The sequence below is a fragment of the Actinomycetospora lutea genome, from assembly GCF_028737205.1.
GTDB classification, from domain to species: domain Bacteria; phylum Actinomycetota; class Actinomycetes; order Mycobacteriales; family Pseudonocardiaceae; genus Actinomycetospora; species Actinomycetospora lutea.
Window position 1 is genome coordinate 424,839 of record NZ_JAQZAL010000001.1, and the last position, 17,636, is coordinate 442,474.

The following is a 17,636-nucleotide window of genomic DNA, read 5'->3' on the forward strand; positions in this document are numbered from 1 at the left end:
ATGGCTGATGTGTCCCGACTTCCGTGGGCGATCACCGACCACTGGGACTGGCAGGTCCACGCGGCCTGCCGTGGCATGAACTCGGAGCTGTTCTTCCATCCCGACGGCGAGCGCGACCCCCGGCGCAGCCGGCGTGTGGCGGACGCCGCGCGCATCTGCGCCGGCTGCCCCGTCCGCGAGCCCTGCCGTGATTGGGCCCGGCGCGTGAACGAGCCCTACGGCGTGTGGGGCGGCGAGAGCGAACAGGAGCGGCGGGCGCACCTGTCGCGCAGCCACCACTGACGCGCGACGCCGGGCCCGGGCCGGCCGTGCCAGGCTGGTGTTCATGGACAAGCCCGCGGTGTGGGCCCGGGGCCGGCTCGCCGACGGCGACGGGCGCGTCGTCTGTCTCGACGTCAACGGCCTGTCGGTCGACTGCACGGTGCCGGCGGAGCACGGCGAGCCCGACGGCGCCACGTCGTACGGGCTGCTCGCCGCCTCGCTCTCGTCGTGCACCGCCATGTCGGTGCGCACGTTCCTGCAGCGCTTCGGCGTCGACGGGTCGGGCGTCGAGGTCGACGTCTCCTTCGAGCCGGGCCCGCCCCCGGTCCTGCACCGGCGGGTGGGCCTCGCGGCCGATCTCGACACCGACCACCGTGCCCAGCTCGCCGCTGTCGTCGACAGCACGCCGGTGACGATCCTGCTGCGCGACGCCCTGGTGATCGTGACGCGCCTCGACGTCACCGCCCCCGGCTGAACCGGGCTCAGGCGCCGCCGTCGAGCAGCGTGTGGAGGCGCACGATGCGCCCGCCCGCGGTCAGCGCGATGTCGGTGCCGGACACGACGGGCGCGCCGTCCGCAGGGCCGAACGCCCAGGTCAGCACCCCGAGGTCGCCGCTGACGCGGACGGGATCGGTGGCGTGGAAGACGAACCCGGCCGGCGCGTCGCCGAGCAGCGCGGCGACCTTCGCGTCGATCGCGTCGCGCCCGTGCACGGCGCCCTCGGGGTCCTGGAACAGCACGTCCTGGTCGTACAGCTCGGCGATCACGGCGCGGCGGCGCCCGCCGTCGCGCTCACCGAAGACCTCGAGGAGGTTGCGGATGAGGAGCTCGTCGACACCGGCCATGCGGCGATCATGCCCGTCCCGCCGCCCCAGGAATACCGACGCCACTTCAACTCTTGTAGCTGCTATCAGAACGAGTGATGGGGTGACGAGATGACCGAGCTGTTGCTGGTCCCCGTCGACGACAACGTGGTCTTCCCGGGCATGACCGTGGTGATCCCGGCCGCGGAGGTCGGGCCCGTCGAGGCGGGCGAGCAGGTCCTGCTCGTCCCGCGGCGCGAGGGCACGTTCGCCGAGGTCGGCACCGTCGCCGACGTCAGCGAGCGCACGCGCCTCCCGAACGGCGTGACCGCCGTGCAGCTGACCGGCGTCGCCCGCGGCCGCGCCGGGTCGGGACGCACCGACGACGACGGCCGCCTGCGCGTCGACGTGACGACCCACCCGGACGCCACCGAGCGCGACGGGCGGATCCGTGAGCTGGAGACCACCTACCGCGCCGTCGTCGAGGAGGTCCTCGAGCTGCGCGGTGACGACGGGCGCGGTGCCGCGTTCCTGCGCGGCATCGACGAGCCCGGCGCGCTGGCCGACACGGCCGGCTGGGCGCCGGAGATTCCCTACGACGAGAAGGTGGCCCTGCTCGGGACGCTCGACGTCCGCGAGCGCCTGGAGCTCGCCCTGCGCCTGCAGCGCGAGCGGCTCGCCGAGCTGCAGGTGCGCAAGTCGCTGCGCGAGGACGTCGAGTCCGGCGCGGCCAAGCAGCAGCGCGAGTACGTGCTGCGCCGCCAGCTGGAGGCGATCCGCAAGGAGCTCGGCGAGGGCGGCGACGACGCCGGCTCCGGCGACGACTACCGCGCGAAGATCGCCGAGGCCGGCATGCCCGACCACGTGCGCGAGCAGGCCGAGCGCGAGCTCGCCCGCCTCGAGCGCGCCGGCGACCAGTCCGGCGAGTCGTCGATGATCCGGACCTACCTCGACTGGCTGCTCGCCCTGCCCTGGTCGCAGCGCTCCGCCGAGCAGCTCGACCCGACCGCGGCGCGCGGCGTCCTGGACGCCGACCACACCGGTCTCGAGGACGTGAAGGACCGCATCGTCGAGTACCTGGCCGTCCGCAAGCTGCGCCGCGACCGCGGCGTGGAGGAGGACAAGGCCGGCACCATCCTGACGCTGGTCGGCCCGCCCGGCACCGGCAAGACGTCGATCGGCGAGTCGGTCGCGCGGGCCATGGGCCGGGAGTTCGTCCGGATGTCGCTCGGCGGCGTCCGCGACGAGGCCGAGATCCGCGGTCACCGGCGGACCTACGTCGGCGCGCTGCCCGGACGCCTGGTGCGCGCGCTGCGGGACGCGGGCACGATGAACCCGGTGATCCTGCTCGACGAGGTGGACAAGGTCGGCGCCGACTGGCGCGGCGACCCGTCCGCCGCGCTGCTCGAGGTCCTCGACCCGGCGCAGAACCACGCGTTCCGCGACCACTACCTCGACGTCGAGATCGACCTGTCGCAGGTGGTGTTCCTGGCGACGGCGAACCAGACGGACACGATCCCGGGGCCGCTGCTCGACCGCATGGAGGTCATCTCCTTCGACGGCTACACCGTCGAGGAGAAGGTCGCGATCGCGCGGGACCACCTGCTGCCACGCCAGGTCCGCGGCGCGGGTCTGACGCCCGACGACGTCACGGCCGACGAGTCGGCGCTGCGCCTCGTGGTGTCGGAGTACACCCGCGAGTCCGGCGTCCGCCAGCTCGACCGCTCGCTGGGCAAGCTGACCCGCAAGATCGCCACCGAGGTGGCGTCGGGTTCGGGTCCCGTGGTCGTCGACACCGAGGTCATCCGCCGGCACCTCGGCCGGCAGCGGGTCTTCACCGAGGCCGTCGCGCGGACCGCGGTCCCCGGCGTCGCGACCGGGATGGCCGTGACCGGGGCGGGCGGCGACGTCCTGTTCATCGAGGCGGCCGGGATGACGGGCGACGAGGGCCTGGTCCTGACCGGTCAGCTCGGCGACGTCATGAAGGAGTCGGCCCGGATCGCCCTGTCGTGGGTGCGCTCGCACGCCGCGGAGCTGGGCATCGCGCAGGACGCGTTCACGGGACGCTCGTTCCACGTGCACGTCCCCGCGGGCGCGATCCCGAAGGACGGACCCTCGGCCGGCGTCACCATGGCCACTGCGCTGGTGTCGCTGCTGACCGGGCGCCCCGTGCGGCACACGGTCGCCATGACCGGCGAGCTGACCCTGCAGGGGCGCGTCCTGCCGATCGGCGGGGTGAAGCAGAAGGTGCTGGCCGCGCACGCGGCGGGCCTGACGCAGATCGTCGTGCCGGAGCGCAACCGCGCCGACCTCGACGACGTGCCCGCCGACGTGGCCGCCCAGCTGGAGTTCCACCCGTCGATGACCATCACCGAGGTCCTCGACGTCGCCCTCGAGCCGGCGCCGGAGACGATCCCGGGCCAGGCCCTCGAGGTGGCGGCCTGACATGTGCCCGCGGGAACCGGTACCGCCCGAGGTGCGCGCGCTGACGGCACTGCTGGAGCGACGCTGGTCGCTCTCGGTGCTCTACGCCGCGCACCTCGGTGCGGTCCGGTTCTCCGAGTTCGAGCAGGCCCTCGGCCAGGTGCCGCCCGCGACGCTCGCGGCGCGCCTGGCCGATCTCGAGTCCGCGGGGCTCGTCGAGCGGCGGGTGCTCGACACCCGCCCGCCCCGCACCGAGTACGCGCTCACCGCGGAGGGCCGCCGGCTCGCCCCGTTGCTGGAGGCGCTCACGGTGTGCAGTCGCGACCGCCGTCGTCCCTGACCGGCGGTCACGCTGCGCGAATCGGACGCCCGAGACGTCGACCGGACAGCCGAGCAGCGGTAGCGTCCGGTGCCGTCGGGGGCACATCCGGTGAGCATCGGGGGTTCCCGGGTGTGGAACCGGCCGGCCGCGGACCCCTGGAGGAAGGGCGTGGCGCCTCCGCTGCGGATGGTCACCGAGGTGCAACGCCTGGGTGCCGTCGTCGCGGTCGCCGCCCTGGTCATCGTCGTCATCAACCTCGGGCGGCTGTCGTACTCCGCCCTCGTGACCGTGCCGGCGGGCGACGAGCTGCGCACCGGTCTCCTCGCGGTCGAGGACTCCCAGGACGCGGTGATGGGCACCGACTCGCTCCTGCGCGCCTACCTCGCGACCCGCGATCCCTACTTCGTCGCGCAGGCGGCGCAGCGGGCGCCCGAGATCGCCGCAGCCGAGGGGGCCATGCTCGCGACCCTCGACCAGCCGGGAGTCTTCCCGCTGGTCCTCGACCTCGTCGCGACCCAGCGCGAGTGGCAGTCCGGCTGGGTCGGCGAGATCCAGGCGGTGACGCCCGAGCGCGTCGGGGAGTTCGTCGCCCGCGGTGACGTGCTCATGCGCGAGTACCGGGAGGCCAGCGCCGCCACCCGCGCCGCCGTCATCGAGGTGATCGAGGCCCAGGATGCGGCGTCCCGCCTGATCCAGCGGTCCCTCATCGTCGTGACCGCCGTCGTGGCGAGTGCCGCCCTGGTGGTCGCGCTGCGGGCGCGGCGCCGGCTGCTCGCGCACGTGGTCGCCCCGGTCGACGGGCTCCTGGCCTCGGTGCGGGGCATCGGCGAGGGCCGCCTGACACCCCCGGAACCGGTGGCCGGGTCGGCCGAACTGGTCGCCCTGCGCGACGGCATCGCGGAGATGACGGTGGCCCTGCGCCGGCAGCAGGAGGAGACCGCGGCGCAGGCCGAGCGCCTGCAGGTCCGCACCGACCGGCTGCGCACGATCCTGATCATGACCCGCGAGATCGCGGGCAGCCTCAACACCCGCTACGTCATCGACGCCACGGTGCAGGCCGCCGTCGCCGTCACCGACGGGCGCGTCCTGCTGTGGCTGCTGCTCGACGACGGCACCGCCCTCGAGCTGGCCCACGACTCGGACCGCGGGTCGGTCTCGCCGATGGAGGAGGACTGCCCGCTCGCGGTCGGGGTGGTGGGCCGCTCGGCGCGCTACGCCCAGATCTCGCGCGGCGACCCCACCGCGGGGGAGGACCCGGCGGTCGCGGTGCCCATGGTCGTGGGCGCGCGGGTGATCGGGGTCGTCGAGTGCTGGGACCCGCCCGACGGCGAGGTGGACGGGCAGCGGCTCTCCTCGGTGGAGATGCTGGCGACGCTGGCCGGCTCGGCGATCGAGGCCAGCCGCCTGCACGCGGCCACCGAGCGGCTCTCGGAGTTCGACCCGCTGACCCAGCTCGCCAACCGCCGCCGCCTGAACGCCGACCTCGAGCGCGCCGTCGCCGACGCGAAGCGGTGGTCGACGCCCATGTCGGTGATCATTCTCGACCTCGACCACTTCAAGGAGCTCAACGACCGCTACGGCCACCAGCAGGGCGACGTCGTGCTCCAGGAGGTCGCCGCGGTCCTGCGCGCGGGCGTGCACGACGGCGAGACGCCCTACCGCTGGGGCGGCGAGGAGTTCGCGGTCCTCGTCCCGCGCGGCGGGGTCGACGAGGCCGTGGCGCTCGCGGAGCGCCTGCGGGTCCGCGTCGAGGAGGATTTCCGCCGCGGCGACAAGCAGCTGCTCACGGCGTCGTTCGGCGTCGCGGGCCTGCCCGAGCACGCCGGCGACGGCGAGGCGCTGCTCAGCGAGGCCGACCGCGCGCTCTACTCGGCGAAGAACGCCGGCCGCAACCGCGTCCACCGCGCGGGATGACGGCGGGCACGGCGGTCGCGGGCCGGGCGCTGCGTCGGTGGGTCCGCGCGGGCCCGGCGACGGCGACCTACCTCGGGGCTCTCGTCGCGGCCCACGTCGTCCTCGCCGCCACGGGCACGGGCCCGGCGGCCCGGACGTGGAGCAGCACGAACGTCGAGAACCTGCGTGACCACCCGCTCGGCGCCCTCGCGACCAGCCCGTTCCACCTCGGCAACAGCGGCGAGATCACCCCGGGCACCGTCGCGATCGTGGGCGTCGGCATCGGCGGGGCGCTCTGGTGGCTCGAGGCCCGCCGCGGTGTCGCGACCGCCGGCGCGGCCTTCCTCGGCGGCCACGTGGGGGCGACGGTGCTGACGGTGCCGCTGATCCTCGCGGCGGTCGAGGCCGGCGCCTACCCGGCGTCGGTGCTCTCCGCGGTCGACGTCGGCGTCAGCTACGGCGCCCAGGGCGCGGCGGCCGCCGCGACCGTGCTGCTGCCGCGCCGAGCCGGTGTGCCCGCCGCGCTCGTCGTCGCGGGGTGGCCGCTGCTCGACGCCGACTGGACCGGGTGGTGGCCGGACTTCACGTCGGTGGGCCACCTCGTCGCCGCGGGCATCGGGTTCGGGGTGGGGCTGGCGGTGCGGCGAGGGGCACGTCGCGCAGGTCCGCGGCCCTCCTGATCATGCGACGTGTGCCGCTCGCGGTCTCCGGAAGGCGATCGCCCCCGCCGTCTATGCTGCCGCTGGCCGGGACCTGCCCCGCAGTAGTCCGAGAAGTCGGCCCCCGTAGACCAATCGGCAGAGTCAGCGGACTCAAAATCCGTACAGTGTGGGTTCGAATCCCACCGGGGGCACCGTGTCGTCGCACCGCGGCGAGCGCGACCGCGAGGCCAGCGTCACGGTCGGGACCCGGCCCTCCGCCCGGTACCCTCCTGAATCGAAACGGCCTGCTCCGACGGTGCTCCGGAGGGCGGGTCGGCCGTTCCTCCCGCGGTCTCACCGGGGCGGCCCGACGAGGGGCGGCGCACCGACGCGAGAGACCAGGAGCCGCGATGAGCCAGTCGGCCGACACCATCAGCGAGACCGGGAGCGCTCCGGAGGCCGGGACCCCGACCGGTCTGCGCGTGGTGGTCGCCGAGGACGAGGCGCTGATCCGCCTCGACCTCGTCGAGATGCTGCGCGAGGAGGGCTACGAGGTCGTCGGCGAGGCCGGCGACGGCGCGGAGGCCGTGCGCCTCGCGCGTGAGCTCCGGCCGAACCTGATCATGATGGACATCAAGATGCCCGGCACCGACGGGCTCGAGGCCGCGCGCACGATCGCGGGCGAGCGACTGGCGCCCGTCGTCATGCTCACCGCCTTCAGCCAGCGCGAGCTCGTCGAGTCCGCCCGCGACGCCGGGGCGATGGCCTACCTGGTCAAGCCGTTCTCGAAGACCGACGTGGTGCCGGCCATCGAGCTGGCCGCCTCGCGCTACGCCGAGGTCGCGGCGCTCGAGGAGGAGGTCGCCGGCCTCACCGAGCGACTCGAGACCCGCAAGGCCGTCGAGCGCGCCAAGGGCCTGCTCATGGCCAAGAAGAAGATGTCGGAGCCCGACGCCTTCCGCTGGATCCAGCGCACGGCGATGGACCGCCGCACGACGATGCGGGCCGTCGCCGACGCCGTCGTCGAGACCTTCGGCTGACACTACGCAGCGTGTGTCCCCTGTTCGGGTGACAGGCGCTGGCCCACCTGTCTGTCGGCCCGTTGCCCAGGACAGACGCCTCACTGCCGTCCCCTGCGCGGTGGTCACTCAGCCGTGACCTACCGTGGGCGCTCGACCACGCATCGGAGCGCGCACCGGACACGGTGCCGACGGACACGGTGCCGACGGCGGGCAGGGGGCGAGGCGAGTGGGCGCGGGACGGCGTCGGGTCGGGACACTCGGGGCGGTCGCGGCGGCGCTCGCCCTGGTGCTCAGCGGCTGCGGGGGAGCGGGCGGGGCGGCGGGCGACGGCGGCGACTGCGACACCAGCCGCGGCACCCTCGTCGTCGGGCTCGTGGCGCCGCTCTCCGGCGAGCTCGCGTCGGTCGGTCTCGGGATGAAGAACTCGGCGGACCTCGCGGTCACCCAGGCCAACGCCCGCTGCGCCGTGCCCGGCTACCACCTCGCCGTGCAGAGCCAGGACGACCGCGCCGACCCGGCGACCGGTGCCGCCGCGGCCGCGACGCTCGCCCGGGACCCCTCGCTGATCGGCGTGCTCGGGCCGTTCAACTCGTCGGTGGCGCAGTCCGTGCAGCCGGTCCTGAGCGACGCGGGCATCGTCCAGATCTCGCCGGGCAGCACCGCGACGTCCCTGACGCGCGGGGCGAACGCCGTCACCGCCCCGCTGCGCCAGTACCAGACGTTCTTCCGGACCGTGGCGACCAACGGCGTGCAGGGCCCCGCCGCGGCGAGCTACCTGACGCGCGCGGAGAACAAGCGCCGCGTCGCCGTCGTCTCGGACGGCAAGACCTACGGCGAGGGCATCGCCGAGGAGTTCGCCAAGCAGCTCGCGACCGAGGGCGGGCAGGTCGTCGCCCGGGTGACCGCGGCGCCGGGCGCGGGTCGCGGCGCCGTCGTCTCGCGGGTCGCGGCCGCCCGGCCCGACGCGGTGTTCTACGGCGGCGAGTACCCCGAGGGCGGGCCGCTCTCGGCGGCGCTCGCCGCGGGCGGGGTCTCGGCGCCGGTGGTGGGCGGCGACGGCATCGTCAACCCCGGGTACGTCACCGCCGGTGGGCGCGAGGGCGACCTCGGGACGTCGATCGGCCCGCCCCCCGAGACGCTGCCCGCCGCACGGGGGTTCGTCGACGCGTACCGGCAGGCGGGCTACCCCGACGACATCGGGTCCTACGGCGCGGCCACGTTCGACGCGACGAACGTCCTTGTCGACTCGACCGTTCGCGCCCTCGGCGACGACGGCGACTGGACGCCGGCGCGGCGTCCGGACGTCGTCCGGTCGGTGCAGGGGTACGACGGCGACGGCGTCACCGGCCCGCTGTCGTTCGACCGCTTCGGCGACGTGGTCACCGACGCGGTCACCGTGTACCGCGTGCAGGCCGGGCGCTGGACGGTCGTCGGTCCGGCCGACTGACCGTCCTGCGGATCTCCCGAGGTCGCGGAGCGGATCTCCACCGAGATCGGACGTCTCGGACCAACACGACGGCGCAGCCGCTTGCGCGATGCGTCGCACACGCCTATACCTTCCACACCCGACCGGGCGAGCGATCACGCGGACCCGACGTGGATCCCTGACGGCAGGTGACGGAGGTGGACGTGATCCGACGACGGCTCGCAGCCGCGGGTGCGCTCGTGGCTGCGGTGGCGCTGGTCCTGAGCGGCTGCGCCAACCAGGGGGGCGGGCAGCAGCAGGGCGGTGGCCCCCAGGCGGGCGCGCCCAGCCAGCCCACCGATGCGGTGCTCCCGGCCGGTGACGGGCAGGGGCGCTGCGCTCCCGGCACGTCGATCGCCTACACGGGCACCATCGCCGGGCAGAACGCGGCGCTCGGCATCGCGATCGTCAACGCGGTGCAGCTGGCGGTCGACCAGCACAACGCGGCCAACCCGAACTGCCAGGTCACCCTGGTGCGCGCGGACACCGGCGGCACGCCGGACACCGCCGTCGGTCCGGTCACCGCCGTGATCAACAACCCGCAGGTCCTCGGCATCGTGGGCCTGCCGTTCTCCGGCGAGTCGCGGGCGGTCGGCCCGGCCCTCAACGCCGCCGGCCTCGTGAACATCACCCCGTCGGCCACCAACCCGGCGCTGAGCACGAACGGCTGGACGAACTTCTTCCGGGGCCTCGGCAACGACGCGGTCCAGGGTCCGGCGATCGCCCGCTACATCCAGCAGCGGCTGAACGCCCAGAACGTCTGCGTCATCAAGGACGACTCCGACTACGGCATCGGGCTCGCCCAGCAGGTGACGCAGGCGCTCGGCCCGGCCGCCACCTGCCAGGCGGACGTCCGCACCAACCAGCGCGAGTTCTCCGCGGTGATCGGCCAGGTCCAGCAGGCCAACCCGCAGGCGATCTTCTACTCGGGCTACTACCAGGAGGCCTCGCCGCTGGTCCAGCAGCTGCGGGACGCCGGTGTGCAGACCCCGTTCATCGGTCCCGACGGCGTGAAGGACGAGCAGTTCGTCGTCAACGCGGCCGGTGCCGCCGACGGTGCCCTGCTGTCCTGCCCGTGCGTGCCGCAGGAAGGCTTCACCGACTTCACCAACGCCTACCGGCAGGCCTTCGGCGTCCCGCCGCAGACCTACTCGGCCGAGGGCTACGACGCCACGACGATCCTGCTCCAGGGGATCGACCGGGGTGCGGCCGACCGGGCGGCGCTGCTGAACTTCGTGCGCAGCTACAACGGCCAGGGCCTCACCAAGCGGTTCCAGTGGAGCCCGACCGGTGAGCTCACCCAGACCCCGGTCTACATGTACCGGGTGCAGGGCAACCAGATCGTCACCGACAGCCAGATCTGATCCCACCCGCCGGCCGCGTCCGCTCCGCATCGTCGCGGAGGGGCGCGGCCGGCGGGCGTCGGTGCCCCCGGCGCCACCGCCTGGCACCATCCCGCGTCACCACCCGAAACGCCCCTGCGCCCCTGCGGCGCCCGACGCCCCGGGGAGCGCGTCATCTCCTCCTTCGCGGTACTCGCACACGCGGCACCGTTGGCCGCGAGCACCGAGCCCTGGATCAACTTCGACGTCGGTCTGCTGATCGACCGGTTCTGGGCCAACACGGTCAACGGCCTGGCCTACGGCAGCATCTACGCGCTGGTCGCGCTGGGGTACACGCTGGTCTACGGCGTGCTCCAGCTGATCAACTTCGCGCACTCCGAGATCTTCATCCTCGGGGTCTTCGGGGTGTACCTGACGTTCCTGGCGCTCGGCTTCGAGCCCGGCGCGATCCCCGACCTGCCGCTCGGGTTCATCATCGTCGACCTCGTCCTCGCCGGGCTGGTCGGCATGGCGGTCTCGGGGTTCGCCGCGGTCCTGCTGGAACGCACGGCCTACCGGCCACTGCGGCGGCGCAACGCGCCGCGCCTCGCGTTCCTGATCACCGCCATCGGCGCGTCGTTCGTCCTCCAGCAGGTCATCCGAATCTGGCGGGGCTCGAACCCCGAGGGCACGATCCGGCTGCTCCCGCCGTCCCCGGTGTTCACGATCTTCGGCGCGCCGGTGACGAACCTGCAGATCATCATCTTCCTGGCCTCGCTCGCGATGTTCTTCGTCGCGGACACCTTCGTGAACCGCAGCCGCCTCGGGCGCGGCATCCGCGCGGTGGCGCAGGACCCGAACACCGCGACGCTCATGGGTGTCAACCGTGAGCGGGTCATCACGATCACGTTCCTGGTCGGCGGCGTGCTCGCCGGTGTCGCCGGGCTCTTCTACCTGATGACCATCCCGCAGGGCGCGGTCTACAACGGCGGCTTCCTGCTGGGCATCAAGGCGTTCACCGCCGCGGTCCTCGGCGGGATCGGCAACCTGCGCGGCGCGCTGCTCGGCGGCCTGATCCTGGGCGTGGCCGAGAACTACGGACAGAGCCTGTTCGGCGGCGACTGGCGCGACATCGTGGCCTTCGTGCTGCTGGTCGTCGTGCTGATGTTCCGGCCGACCGGCATCCTCGGGGAGTCGTTGGCGAGGTCGCGGGCATGACGATGCGAGAGCGGATGGCGCAGGTCTCGACGTTCTGGAACGCCCGCAGCCGGTTCCAGCAATGGGGTCTGCTGATCCCGGTCGTGGTGTTCCTGCTCTGGCTGCCGGTGCTCAACCCGCCGATCATCACCACCGAGCCGGCGACCGACTTCCCGATCGCCCTGTTCAACGCGGCCGTGCTCGCGCTGATCGCCATCGGGCTCAACGTGGTGATCGGGCAGGCCGGCCTGCTCGACCTCGGGTACGTCGGCTTCTTCGCGATCGGCGCCTACACCACCGCGCTGCTCTCGAGCCCGGACTCGCTGCTGGGGGTGCGCTACCCGTGGCTGGTGATCGTCCCGATCGCCATGCTGGTCACGATGATCTCCGGGGTCATCCTGGGGACGCCGACGCTGCGGCTGCGCGGCGACTACCTCGCGATCGTGACGCTGGGCTTCGGCGAGATCGTCCGCCTGCTCGCCGACAACATCGACCCGCTGCGCGGCAACCGGGGCTTCCAGAACATCGCGCGCCCGGAGGCCAGCTACCCCGACGGCTCGCCGGTGTTCACGCAGACCGACGTGCTCGGGTTCTACTGGTTGGCGGTCTGCCTGATCGTCATCGTGCTCATGCTGATGGGGAACCTGGAACGCTCCCGGGTCGGCCGCGCCTGGATCGCGGTGCGCGAGGACGAGGACGCCGCCGAGCTCACCGGCGTCCCGACCTACCGCTTCAAGATCTGGGCGTTCGCCATCGGCGCCGCGGTCGGCGGGCTCTCGGGCTCGCTGTTCGCCGCGCAGGTCGGCTACGTCAACAACCAGCGTTTCGACGTCGCGACCTCGATCCTCTACCTCGCCGCGGTCGTGCTGGGCGGTGCGGGGAACAAGGTCGGCGTCATCGTCGGCGCGTTCCTGGTGTCCTACATCCCGGACCGGTTCCAGTTCGAACCGCAGTACCGTTTCCTGGTCTTCGGTGTCGCCCTCATGGTCCTCATGGCGTTCCGGCCCCAGGGCCTGCTCGGGATGCGCCAGCACCTGCTGGCGTACGGGCGCGAGGCGTACCAGAAGCTGTTCGGGGTGCGCACCGGCGTCGCCCCGAGCGGGATGACACCGTCGACGAGGGCGGAGGGCGACCTGCCCGAGACGACACCCGACGACCACGCCGGGACCTCGCCACGAGGAGGTGGTGAGTGATGCCGGGAGACGACGCCGAGCGGAGCTCGACCCGACAGATCGGCGAACCCACGCGGGCGGGTCTGCTCACCGACCTCGAGCACATGGACGCCGCGTCGCGTGCCGAGCACGACGCCGAGGTGTCGGGCGCCGTCGCGCCGGGCCGCGAGATCGGCGTCGCCATGGGGGAGACCCTGCTGGCGGTGGACGGGCTGACGGTCCGATTCGGCGGCCTGACCGCGCTCGACGACGTGTCCTTCGACGTGCGGCGCGGCGAGATCCTGGGCCTGATCGGGCCCAACGGTGCCGGCAAGACCACCTGCTTCAACATCATGACCGGGGTCTACCGGCCGTCCGCGGGCGACATCCGCCTCGAGGGCGACTCGCTCGCGACGATGAAGCGCTACCGGATCATCCAGACCGGCATCGCGCGGACGTTCCAGAACATCCGGCTCTTCGGGGCGATGACCGCGCTGGAGAACGTCGTGGTCGGCACCGACGCGCGGCACCGGACGTCGATCCCCGGCGCGCTGCTGCGCCTTCCGCGCCACCGCCGCGAGGAGCGCGAGGGTGTCGAGAAGGCGATGGCGCTGCTGGAGTTCGTCGGGATCGCGCACCGCGCGGCGGACAAGGCCACGGCGCTGCCCTACGGCGACCAGCGGCGCCTCGAGATCGCGCGCGCCCTGGCCACCGAGCCGAAGGTGCTCTGCCTCGATGAGCCGGCGGCCGGCTTCTCGGCGACCGAGAAGGACGCGCTCTCCGAACTGATCCTCAAGATCCGCGACGACGGGTACACCGTGGTCATCGTCGAGCACGACATGCGAGTCGTCCTGGGCGTCACCGACCGGCTGGTGGTGCTCGACTTCGGCCGCAAGATCGCCGACGGGCTCCCCGACGACGTGCGCCGGGACCCCGCGGTGATCTCGGCCTACCTGGGCGGCGCCGTCGACGCGGACGGCACCCCGAGCACCGGCGCCACCACGAGCACGGGGGAGGAGTCGTCGTGAGCCTGCTCGAGCTCGACGACGTCAACGTCGCCTACGGACGCATCCAGGCACTGCGCGGGATCACCCTGCGCGTCGAGGAGGGCCAGATCGTCGCCCTCATCGGCGCCAACGGGGCCGGCAAGACCACGACGATGAAGGCGATCTCGGGGATCCTGGGGCTGCAGTCGGGCACCATGCGCTTCGACGGCGAGGACCTCACGAAGGTCCGTGCCGACCTGCGCGTGGTCCGCGGCATCTGCCAGGTGCCCGAGGGCCGCGGGATCTTCCCGGGCATGACGGTGGCCGAGAACGTCGACATGGGCGCCTTCGTGCGCAAGGACCGCCGCAGCCCGGAGTTCGCGGCCGACCTCGAGCGCGTGTACGAGCTCTTCCCCCGCCTCGCGGAGCGCCGCTCCCAGACCGGCGGCACGCTCTCCGGCGGCGAGCAGCAGATGCTCGCCATCGGCCGCGCGCTCATGTCCCGCCCCCGGCTCCTGCTGCTCGACGAGCCGTCGATGGGCCTCGCCCCGCAGTTCATCGCCCAGATCTTCCGGGTGATCGAGGAGATCAACGCGGAGGGCACGACGGTGCTGCTCGTGGAGCAGAACGCCACCCAGGCCCTGGGCCTCGCGGACGAGGCCTACGTCCTCGAGACCGGCGAGGTCACCCGCTCCGGCACCGGCGCCGAGCTCCTCGCGGACCCGACCATCCAGGACGCGTACCTCGGCGTGAGCTGAGGCGCCCGGGGGTGCAGGGTCCCCCTCGCTGCCAGGGGCACCCCGCGCGCGATCAGCTCGCCGACCCCGGCGGGCGGTCGCGGTAGACGCAGGTGAGCTTGGCGGTGCAGACGCGCCGGTCGTCGTCGTCGGTGATCACGATCTCGAACGTGCCGATCGTGCGGCCGACCGACAGGGGCGTGCAGACGCCGGTGACCCTCCCGCCCAGCGCGGAGCGGTGGTGGGTGCAGCTCAGCTCGAGGCCGACGGGCAGGCGCTCGGGCCACCCGTGCATCGCCGCGGCCGTCGAGCCGAGGGTCTCGGCGAGGACGCCGTTGGCGCCGCCGTGCAGCAGGCCGAACGGCTGCCGGTTGCCGGCGACGGGCATGGTGCCGACGACGCGGTCGCGCTCCCACTGCGTGATCTCGATGCCCATCCGCGCGGCGAGCTGCTCGTCGGGGTACTGCACCTCGATCTCGGGCACCGCCGCGGACTCGGGAGCCGGGGAGCTGGTCATTCCCGCAGGGTAGGACGGCGGCCGCACCGGGGCCGCCCGGGCCGCCCGGGTGTGTCGGGGGTCGCGCCTAGACTCCTCGACGTGGCTCCGACCAGCACCGCGACCAAGCCCGAGACCGTCCCGGACGCCCCGGCGGGCGGGCGGGCGCGCCTGCTGCTGCTCGACGGGCACTCGTTGGCCTACCGCGCGTTCTTCGCGCTGCCGACCGAGAACTTCAACACCACGACCGGCCAGACCACGAACGCGGTCTACGGCTTCACGTCGATGTTGATCAACCTGCTGCGCGACGAGGAGCCGACCCACCTCGCGGTGGCGTTCGACGTCTCGCGCCAGACCTTCCGGGCCGAGACCTACGCGGCCTACAAGGCCAACCGCAGCTCCACGCCCGACGAGTTCCGCGGCCAGATCGACCTCATCAAGGACGTCCTGGCGACGCTCGCGATCCCCGTGCTCGCGGTCGAGGGCTACGAGGCCGACGACCTCATCGCCACGCTCACCACCCAGGCCGTGGCGCAGGGCATGACGGTGGCGATCTGCACCGGCGACCGCGACGCGTTCCAGCTGGTCAGCGACGACGTCACCGTGCTCTACCCGCGCAAGGGCGTGTCCGACCTCGTGCGCTACACGCCCGAGCAGGTCATGGAGCGCTACACGCTGACGCCCGCCCAGTACCCCGACTTCGCGGCGCTGCGGGGCGACCCGAGCGACAACCTGCCGAGCATCCCCGGGGTGGGGGAGAAGACGGCGCAGAAGTGGATCCGCGAGTTCGGGTCCCTCGACGCCCTGGTCGACCGGGTCGACGAGGTGCGCGGCAAGGCCGGCGACGCGCTGCGCGAGCACCTGTCGTCGGTGGTGCTCAACCGCCAGCTCACCGAGCTGGTCCGCGACGTGGAGGGCATCGGGATGGGTCCCGACGACCTCGTGGTCCGCCAGTGGGACCGCGACGCCGTGCACCAGCTGTTCGACCAGCTCGAGTTCCGGGTGCTGCGCGAGCGGCTGTTCTCCACGCTCACCGCCGCCGAGCCCGAGGCCGAGGAGGGCTTCGAGGTCCGCGGCTCGGCGCTCGAGACCGGCGCGGTGGCCGACTGGCTCACCGACCACGCCCGCGACGGCCGCCGGGTCGGGCTCGCGTTCCGGGGCCGGTGGGCGCACGGCACCGGCGATCTCGAGGGCATCGCGCTCGCGGCCGCCGACGGCGAGTCGGCCTACCTCGACGTGCACGCCATGGACGAGGCCGACGAGAAGGCGCTCGCCACGTGGCTCGCGGACGTCGACGTCCCGAAGGCCGGCCACGAGATCAAGGGGCCGATCCACGCGGTCCGGGCGCGCGGCTGGACGCTCGACGGCGTCACCAGCGACACCGCGCTCGCGGCCTACCTCGCCCGCCCCGGCGAGCGCAGTTTCGACCTCGCCGACCTCGCGCTGCGCTACCTGCGCCGCGAGCTGCGCGTCGAGGAGTCGGGCGGCAGCGAGCAGCTCACCCTCGACGGCGGCGAGGAGGAGGCCGACACGGCGCTCGCGCAGGCCGAGATGCTGCGTGCCCGCGCGGTGATCGACCTCGCCGACAAGCTCGACGCCGACCTCGCCGAGCTCGGGGGCACCGCCCTGCTCACCGAGCTCGAGCTGCCGCTGCTCGCGGTGCTCGCCGACCTCGAGGCCGCCGGCGTCGCGGTCGACGTCAGCGCGCTGCACGACCTCGAGTCGCAGTTCGGGGCGCGCGTGCAGGCCGCGGCGCAGTCGGCGTACGACGTCATCGGCAAGGAGATCAACCTCGGTTCGCCGAAGCAGCTGCAGGTGGTGCTGTTCGACGAGCTGGAGATGCCGAAGACCAAGCGCACCAAGACCGGCTACACCACCGACGCCGACGCGCTGCAGACGCTCAACGAGTCGAACCCGCACCCCTTCCTCGAGCACCTGCTCGAGCACCGCGACGCGACGCGGCTGCGGGTCACGGTGAAGGGCCTGCTCGACGCGCTGTCCGACGACGGGCGCATCCACACCACGTTCAACCAGACCATCGCGCGCACCGGGCGGCTGAGCTCCACCGACCCCAACCTGCAGAACATCCCGGTGCGCACCGCCGAGGGCCGGCGCATCCGCGACACGTTCGTCGTCGGCTCCGACTCCGCCGACGGCGCGTTCTCCGACCTCATGACCGTCGACTACTCGCAGATCGAGATGCGCATCATGGCGCACCTCTCCCGCGACGACGCGCTGATCGAGGCGTTCCAGTCCGGCTACGACTTCCACTCGGCGACGGCCGCGCGGGTGTTCTCGGTGGCCGAGGACGAGGTCGACCCGGCGCAGCGCGCCAAGATCAAGGCGATGAACTACGGGCTGGCGTACGGCCTGTCCGCCTACGGCCTGTCCGCCCAGCTCCGGATCTCCACCGACGAGGCCAAGGAGCTGATGGAGGAGTACTTCGCGCGCTTCGGCGGCGTGCGCGACTACCTGCACCAGGTCGTGGCGCAGGCCCGCAAGGACGGCTACACGTCGTCGATCCTCGGGCGCCGCCGCTACCTGCCCGACCTCACGAGCGACAACCGCCAGCGCCGCGAGATGGCCGAGCGGATGGCGCTCAACGCGCCGATCCAGGGCAGCGCCGCCGACATCATCAAGGTCGCGATGCTCGGGGTGCACCAGGCGCTGCGCGACGAGGGCTTCCGCTCGCGGATCCTGCTGCAGGTGCACGACGAGCTCGTGCTCGAGGTCGCCGCCGAGGAGAAGGACGCGGTCACCGAGCTGGTCCGCCGCGAGATGGGGGCGGCGTTCGAGCTCGACGTGCCGCTCGAGGTGTCGGTCGGCTTCGGGAAGTCCTGGGACCAGGCCGCGCACTAGCGCTCGCATGCCAGGGCGGCACAGGACACCCAGCACCGCCAGGTGCGGGACCTCCGT

The 17,636-nt window shown here is 73.1% G+C and carries 16 protein-coding genes and 1 tRNA gene; 15 read left to right on the top strand and 2 right to left on the bottom strand.

The window, feature by feature from the left end; all coding sequences use genetic code 11:
- Both PHK61_RS02135 and PHK61_RS02140 read left to right on the top strand, forming a co-directional pair.
- Entirely contained in the window at nucleotides 1–282 is a 282-nt protein-coding gene (locus PHK61_RS02135; RefSeq protein WP_274279308.1) for a WhiB family transcriptional regulator, read from the top strand.
- Between the two features lie 43 nt (nucleotides 283–325).
- Nucleotides 326–736 carry an OsmC family protein gene (locus tag PHK61_RS02140; RefSeq protein ID WP_274279309.1) on the top strand — a complete coding sequence of 137 codons (411 nt, stop codon included), beginning with the start codon at nucleotides 326–328 and terminating at the stop codon, nucleotides 734–736.
- A 7-nt stretch (nucleotides 737–743) separates the two neighbouring features.
- Here PHK61_RS02140 and PHK61_RS02145 read toward each other — a convergent pair whose 3' ends face one another.
- Nucleotides 744–1,106, bottom strand: coding sequence for a nuclear transport factor 2 family protein (locus PHK61_RS02145; RefSeq protein WP_274279310.1), 363 nt, complete (start codon nucleotides 1,104–1,106; stop codon nucleotides 744–746).
- Between the two features lie 90 nt (nucleotides 1,107–1,196).
- Between PHK61_RS02145 and lon the strand changes: the two genes are divergently transcribed.
- The 12 genes from lon to PHK61_RS02205 all read left to right on the top strand — a co-directional run bounded on the left by lon (nucleotide 1,197) and on the right by PHK61_RS02205 (nucleotide 14,245).
- Nucleotides 1,197–3,509, top strand: coding sequence for an endopeptidase La (lon, locus tag PHK61_RS02150; RefSeq protein ID WP_274279311.1), 2,313 nt, complete (start codon nucleotides 1,197–1,199; stop codon nucleotides 3,507–3,509).
- A 1-nt stretch (nucleotide 3,510) separates the two neighbouring features.
- Nucleotides 3,511–3,828, top strand: a complete 318-nt coding sequence (locus tag PHK61_RS02155; RefSeq protein WP_274279312.1) for a winged helix-turn-helix transcriptional regulator — start codon at nucleotides 3,511–3,513, stop codon at nucleotides 3,826–3,828.
- Nucleotides 3,829–3,978: 150 nt separating this feature from the next.
- Nucleotides 3,979–5,724, top strand: a complete 1,746-nt coding sequence (locus PHK61_RS02160) for a GGDEF domain-containing protein (RefSeq protein ID WP_274279313.1) — start codon at nucleotides 3,979–3,981, stop codon at nucleotides 5,722–5,724.
- A complete protein-coding gene (locus tag PHK61_RS02165) occupies nucleotides 5,721–6,383 on the top strand; it encodes a rhomboid-like protein (RefSeq protein WP_274279314.1) in 663 nt (220 codons plus the stop codon). Before PHK61_RS02160 ends, PHK61_RS02165 begins: the two co-directional genes overlap by 4 nt.
- Before the next feature lie 99 nt (nucleotides 6,384–6,482).
- Nucleotides 6,483–6,556, top strand: a tRNA-Leu gene (locus PHK61_RS02170).
- Nucleotides 6,557–6,754: 198 nt separating this feature from the next.
- The gene (locus PHK61_RS02175) at nucleotides 6,755–7,384 is read left to right on the top strand and encodes an ANTAR domain-containing response regulator (RefSeq protein WP_274279315.1); all 630 of its coding nucleotides are present in this window, start codon (nucleotides 6,755–6,757) and stop codon (nucleotides 7,382–7,384) included.
- A gap of 208 nt (nucleotides 7,385–7,592) precedes the next feature.
- Nucleotides 7,593–8,813, top strand: coding sequence for a branched-chain amino acid ABC transporter substrate-binding protein (locus PHK61_RS02180; protein WP_274279316.1), 1,221 nt, complete (start codon nucleotides 7,593–7,595; stop codon nucleotides 8,811–8,813).
- A 218-nt stretch (nucleotides 8,814–9,031) separates the two neighbouring features.
- Entirely contained in the window at nucleotides 9,032–10,195 is a 1,164-nt protein-coding gene (locus tag PHK61_RS02185; protein WP_274279317.1) for a branched-chain amino acid ABC transporter substrate-binding protein, read from the top strand.
- Between the two features lie 189 nt (nucleotides 10,196–10,384).
- Nucleotides 10,385–11,371 carry a branched-chain amino acid ABC transporter permease gene (locus tag PHK61_RS02190; protein ID WP_274279318.1) on the top strand — a complete coding sequence of 329 codons (987 nt, stop codon included), beginning with the start codon at nucleotides 10,385–10,387 and terminating at the stop codon, nucleotides 11,369–11,371.
- A complete protein-coding gene (locus tag PHK61_RS02195; protein ID WP_274279319.1) occupies nucleotides 11,368–12,543 on the top strand; it encodes a branched-chain amino acid ABC transporter permease in 1,176 nt (391 codons plus the stop codon). The genes PHK61_RS02190 and PHK61_RS02195 overlap by 4 nt, the downstream gene beginning before the upstream one ends.
- Nucleotides 12,543–13,529, top strand: a complete 987-nt coding sequence (locus PHK61_RS02200; RefSeq protein WP_420791332.1) for an ABC transporter ATP-binding protein — start codon at nucleotides 12,543–12,545, stop codon at nucleotides 13,527–13,529. Before PHK61_RS02195 ends, PHK61_RS02200 begins: the two co-directional genes overlap by 1 nt.
- Nucleotides 13,526–14,245, top strand: coding sequence for an ABC transporter ATP-binding protein (locus PHK61_RS02205; RefSeq protein ID WP_274279320.1), 720 nt, complete (start codon nucleotides 13,526–13,528; stop codon nucleotides 14,243–14,245). The genes PHK61_RS02200 and PHK61_RS02205 overlap by 4 nt, the downstream gene beginning before the upstream one ends.
- Before the next feature lie 52 nt (nucleotides 14,246–14,297).
- Here PHK61_RS02205 and PHK61_RS02210 read toward each other — a convergent pair whose 3' ends face one another.
- Nucleotides 14,298–14,741 (bottom strand): PaaI family thioesterase, encoded by a 444-nt coding sequence (locus PHK61_RS02210; RefSeq protein ID WP_274279321.1) that lies wholly within the window; start codon nucleotides 14,739–14,741, stop codon nucleotides 14,298–14,300.
- Between the two features lie 81 nt (nucleotides 14,742–14,822).
- Here PHK61_RS02210 and polA point away from each other — a divergent pair, with 81 nt between their 5' ends.
- Nucleotides 14,823–17,579, top strand: coding sequence for a DNA polymerase I (gene polA / locus PHK61_RS02215; RefSeq protein WP_420791333.1), 2,757 nt, complete (start codon nucleotides 14,823–14,825; stop codon nucleotides 17,577–17,579).
- Nucleotides 17,580–17,636 lie beyond the last annotated feature (57 nt).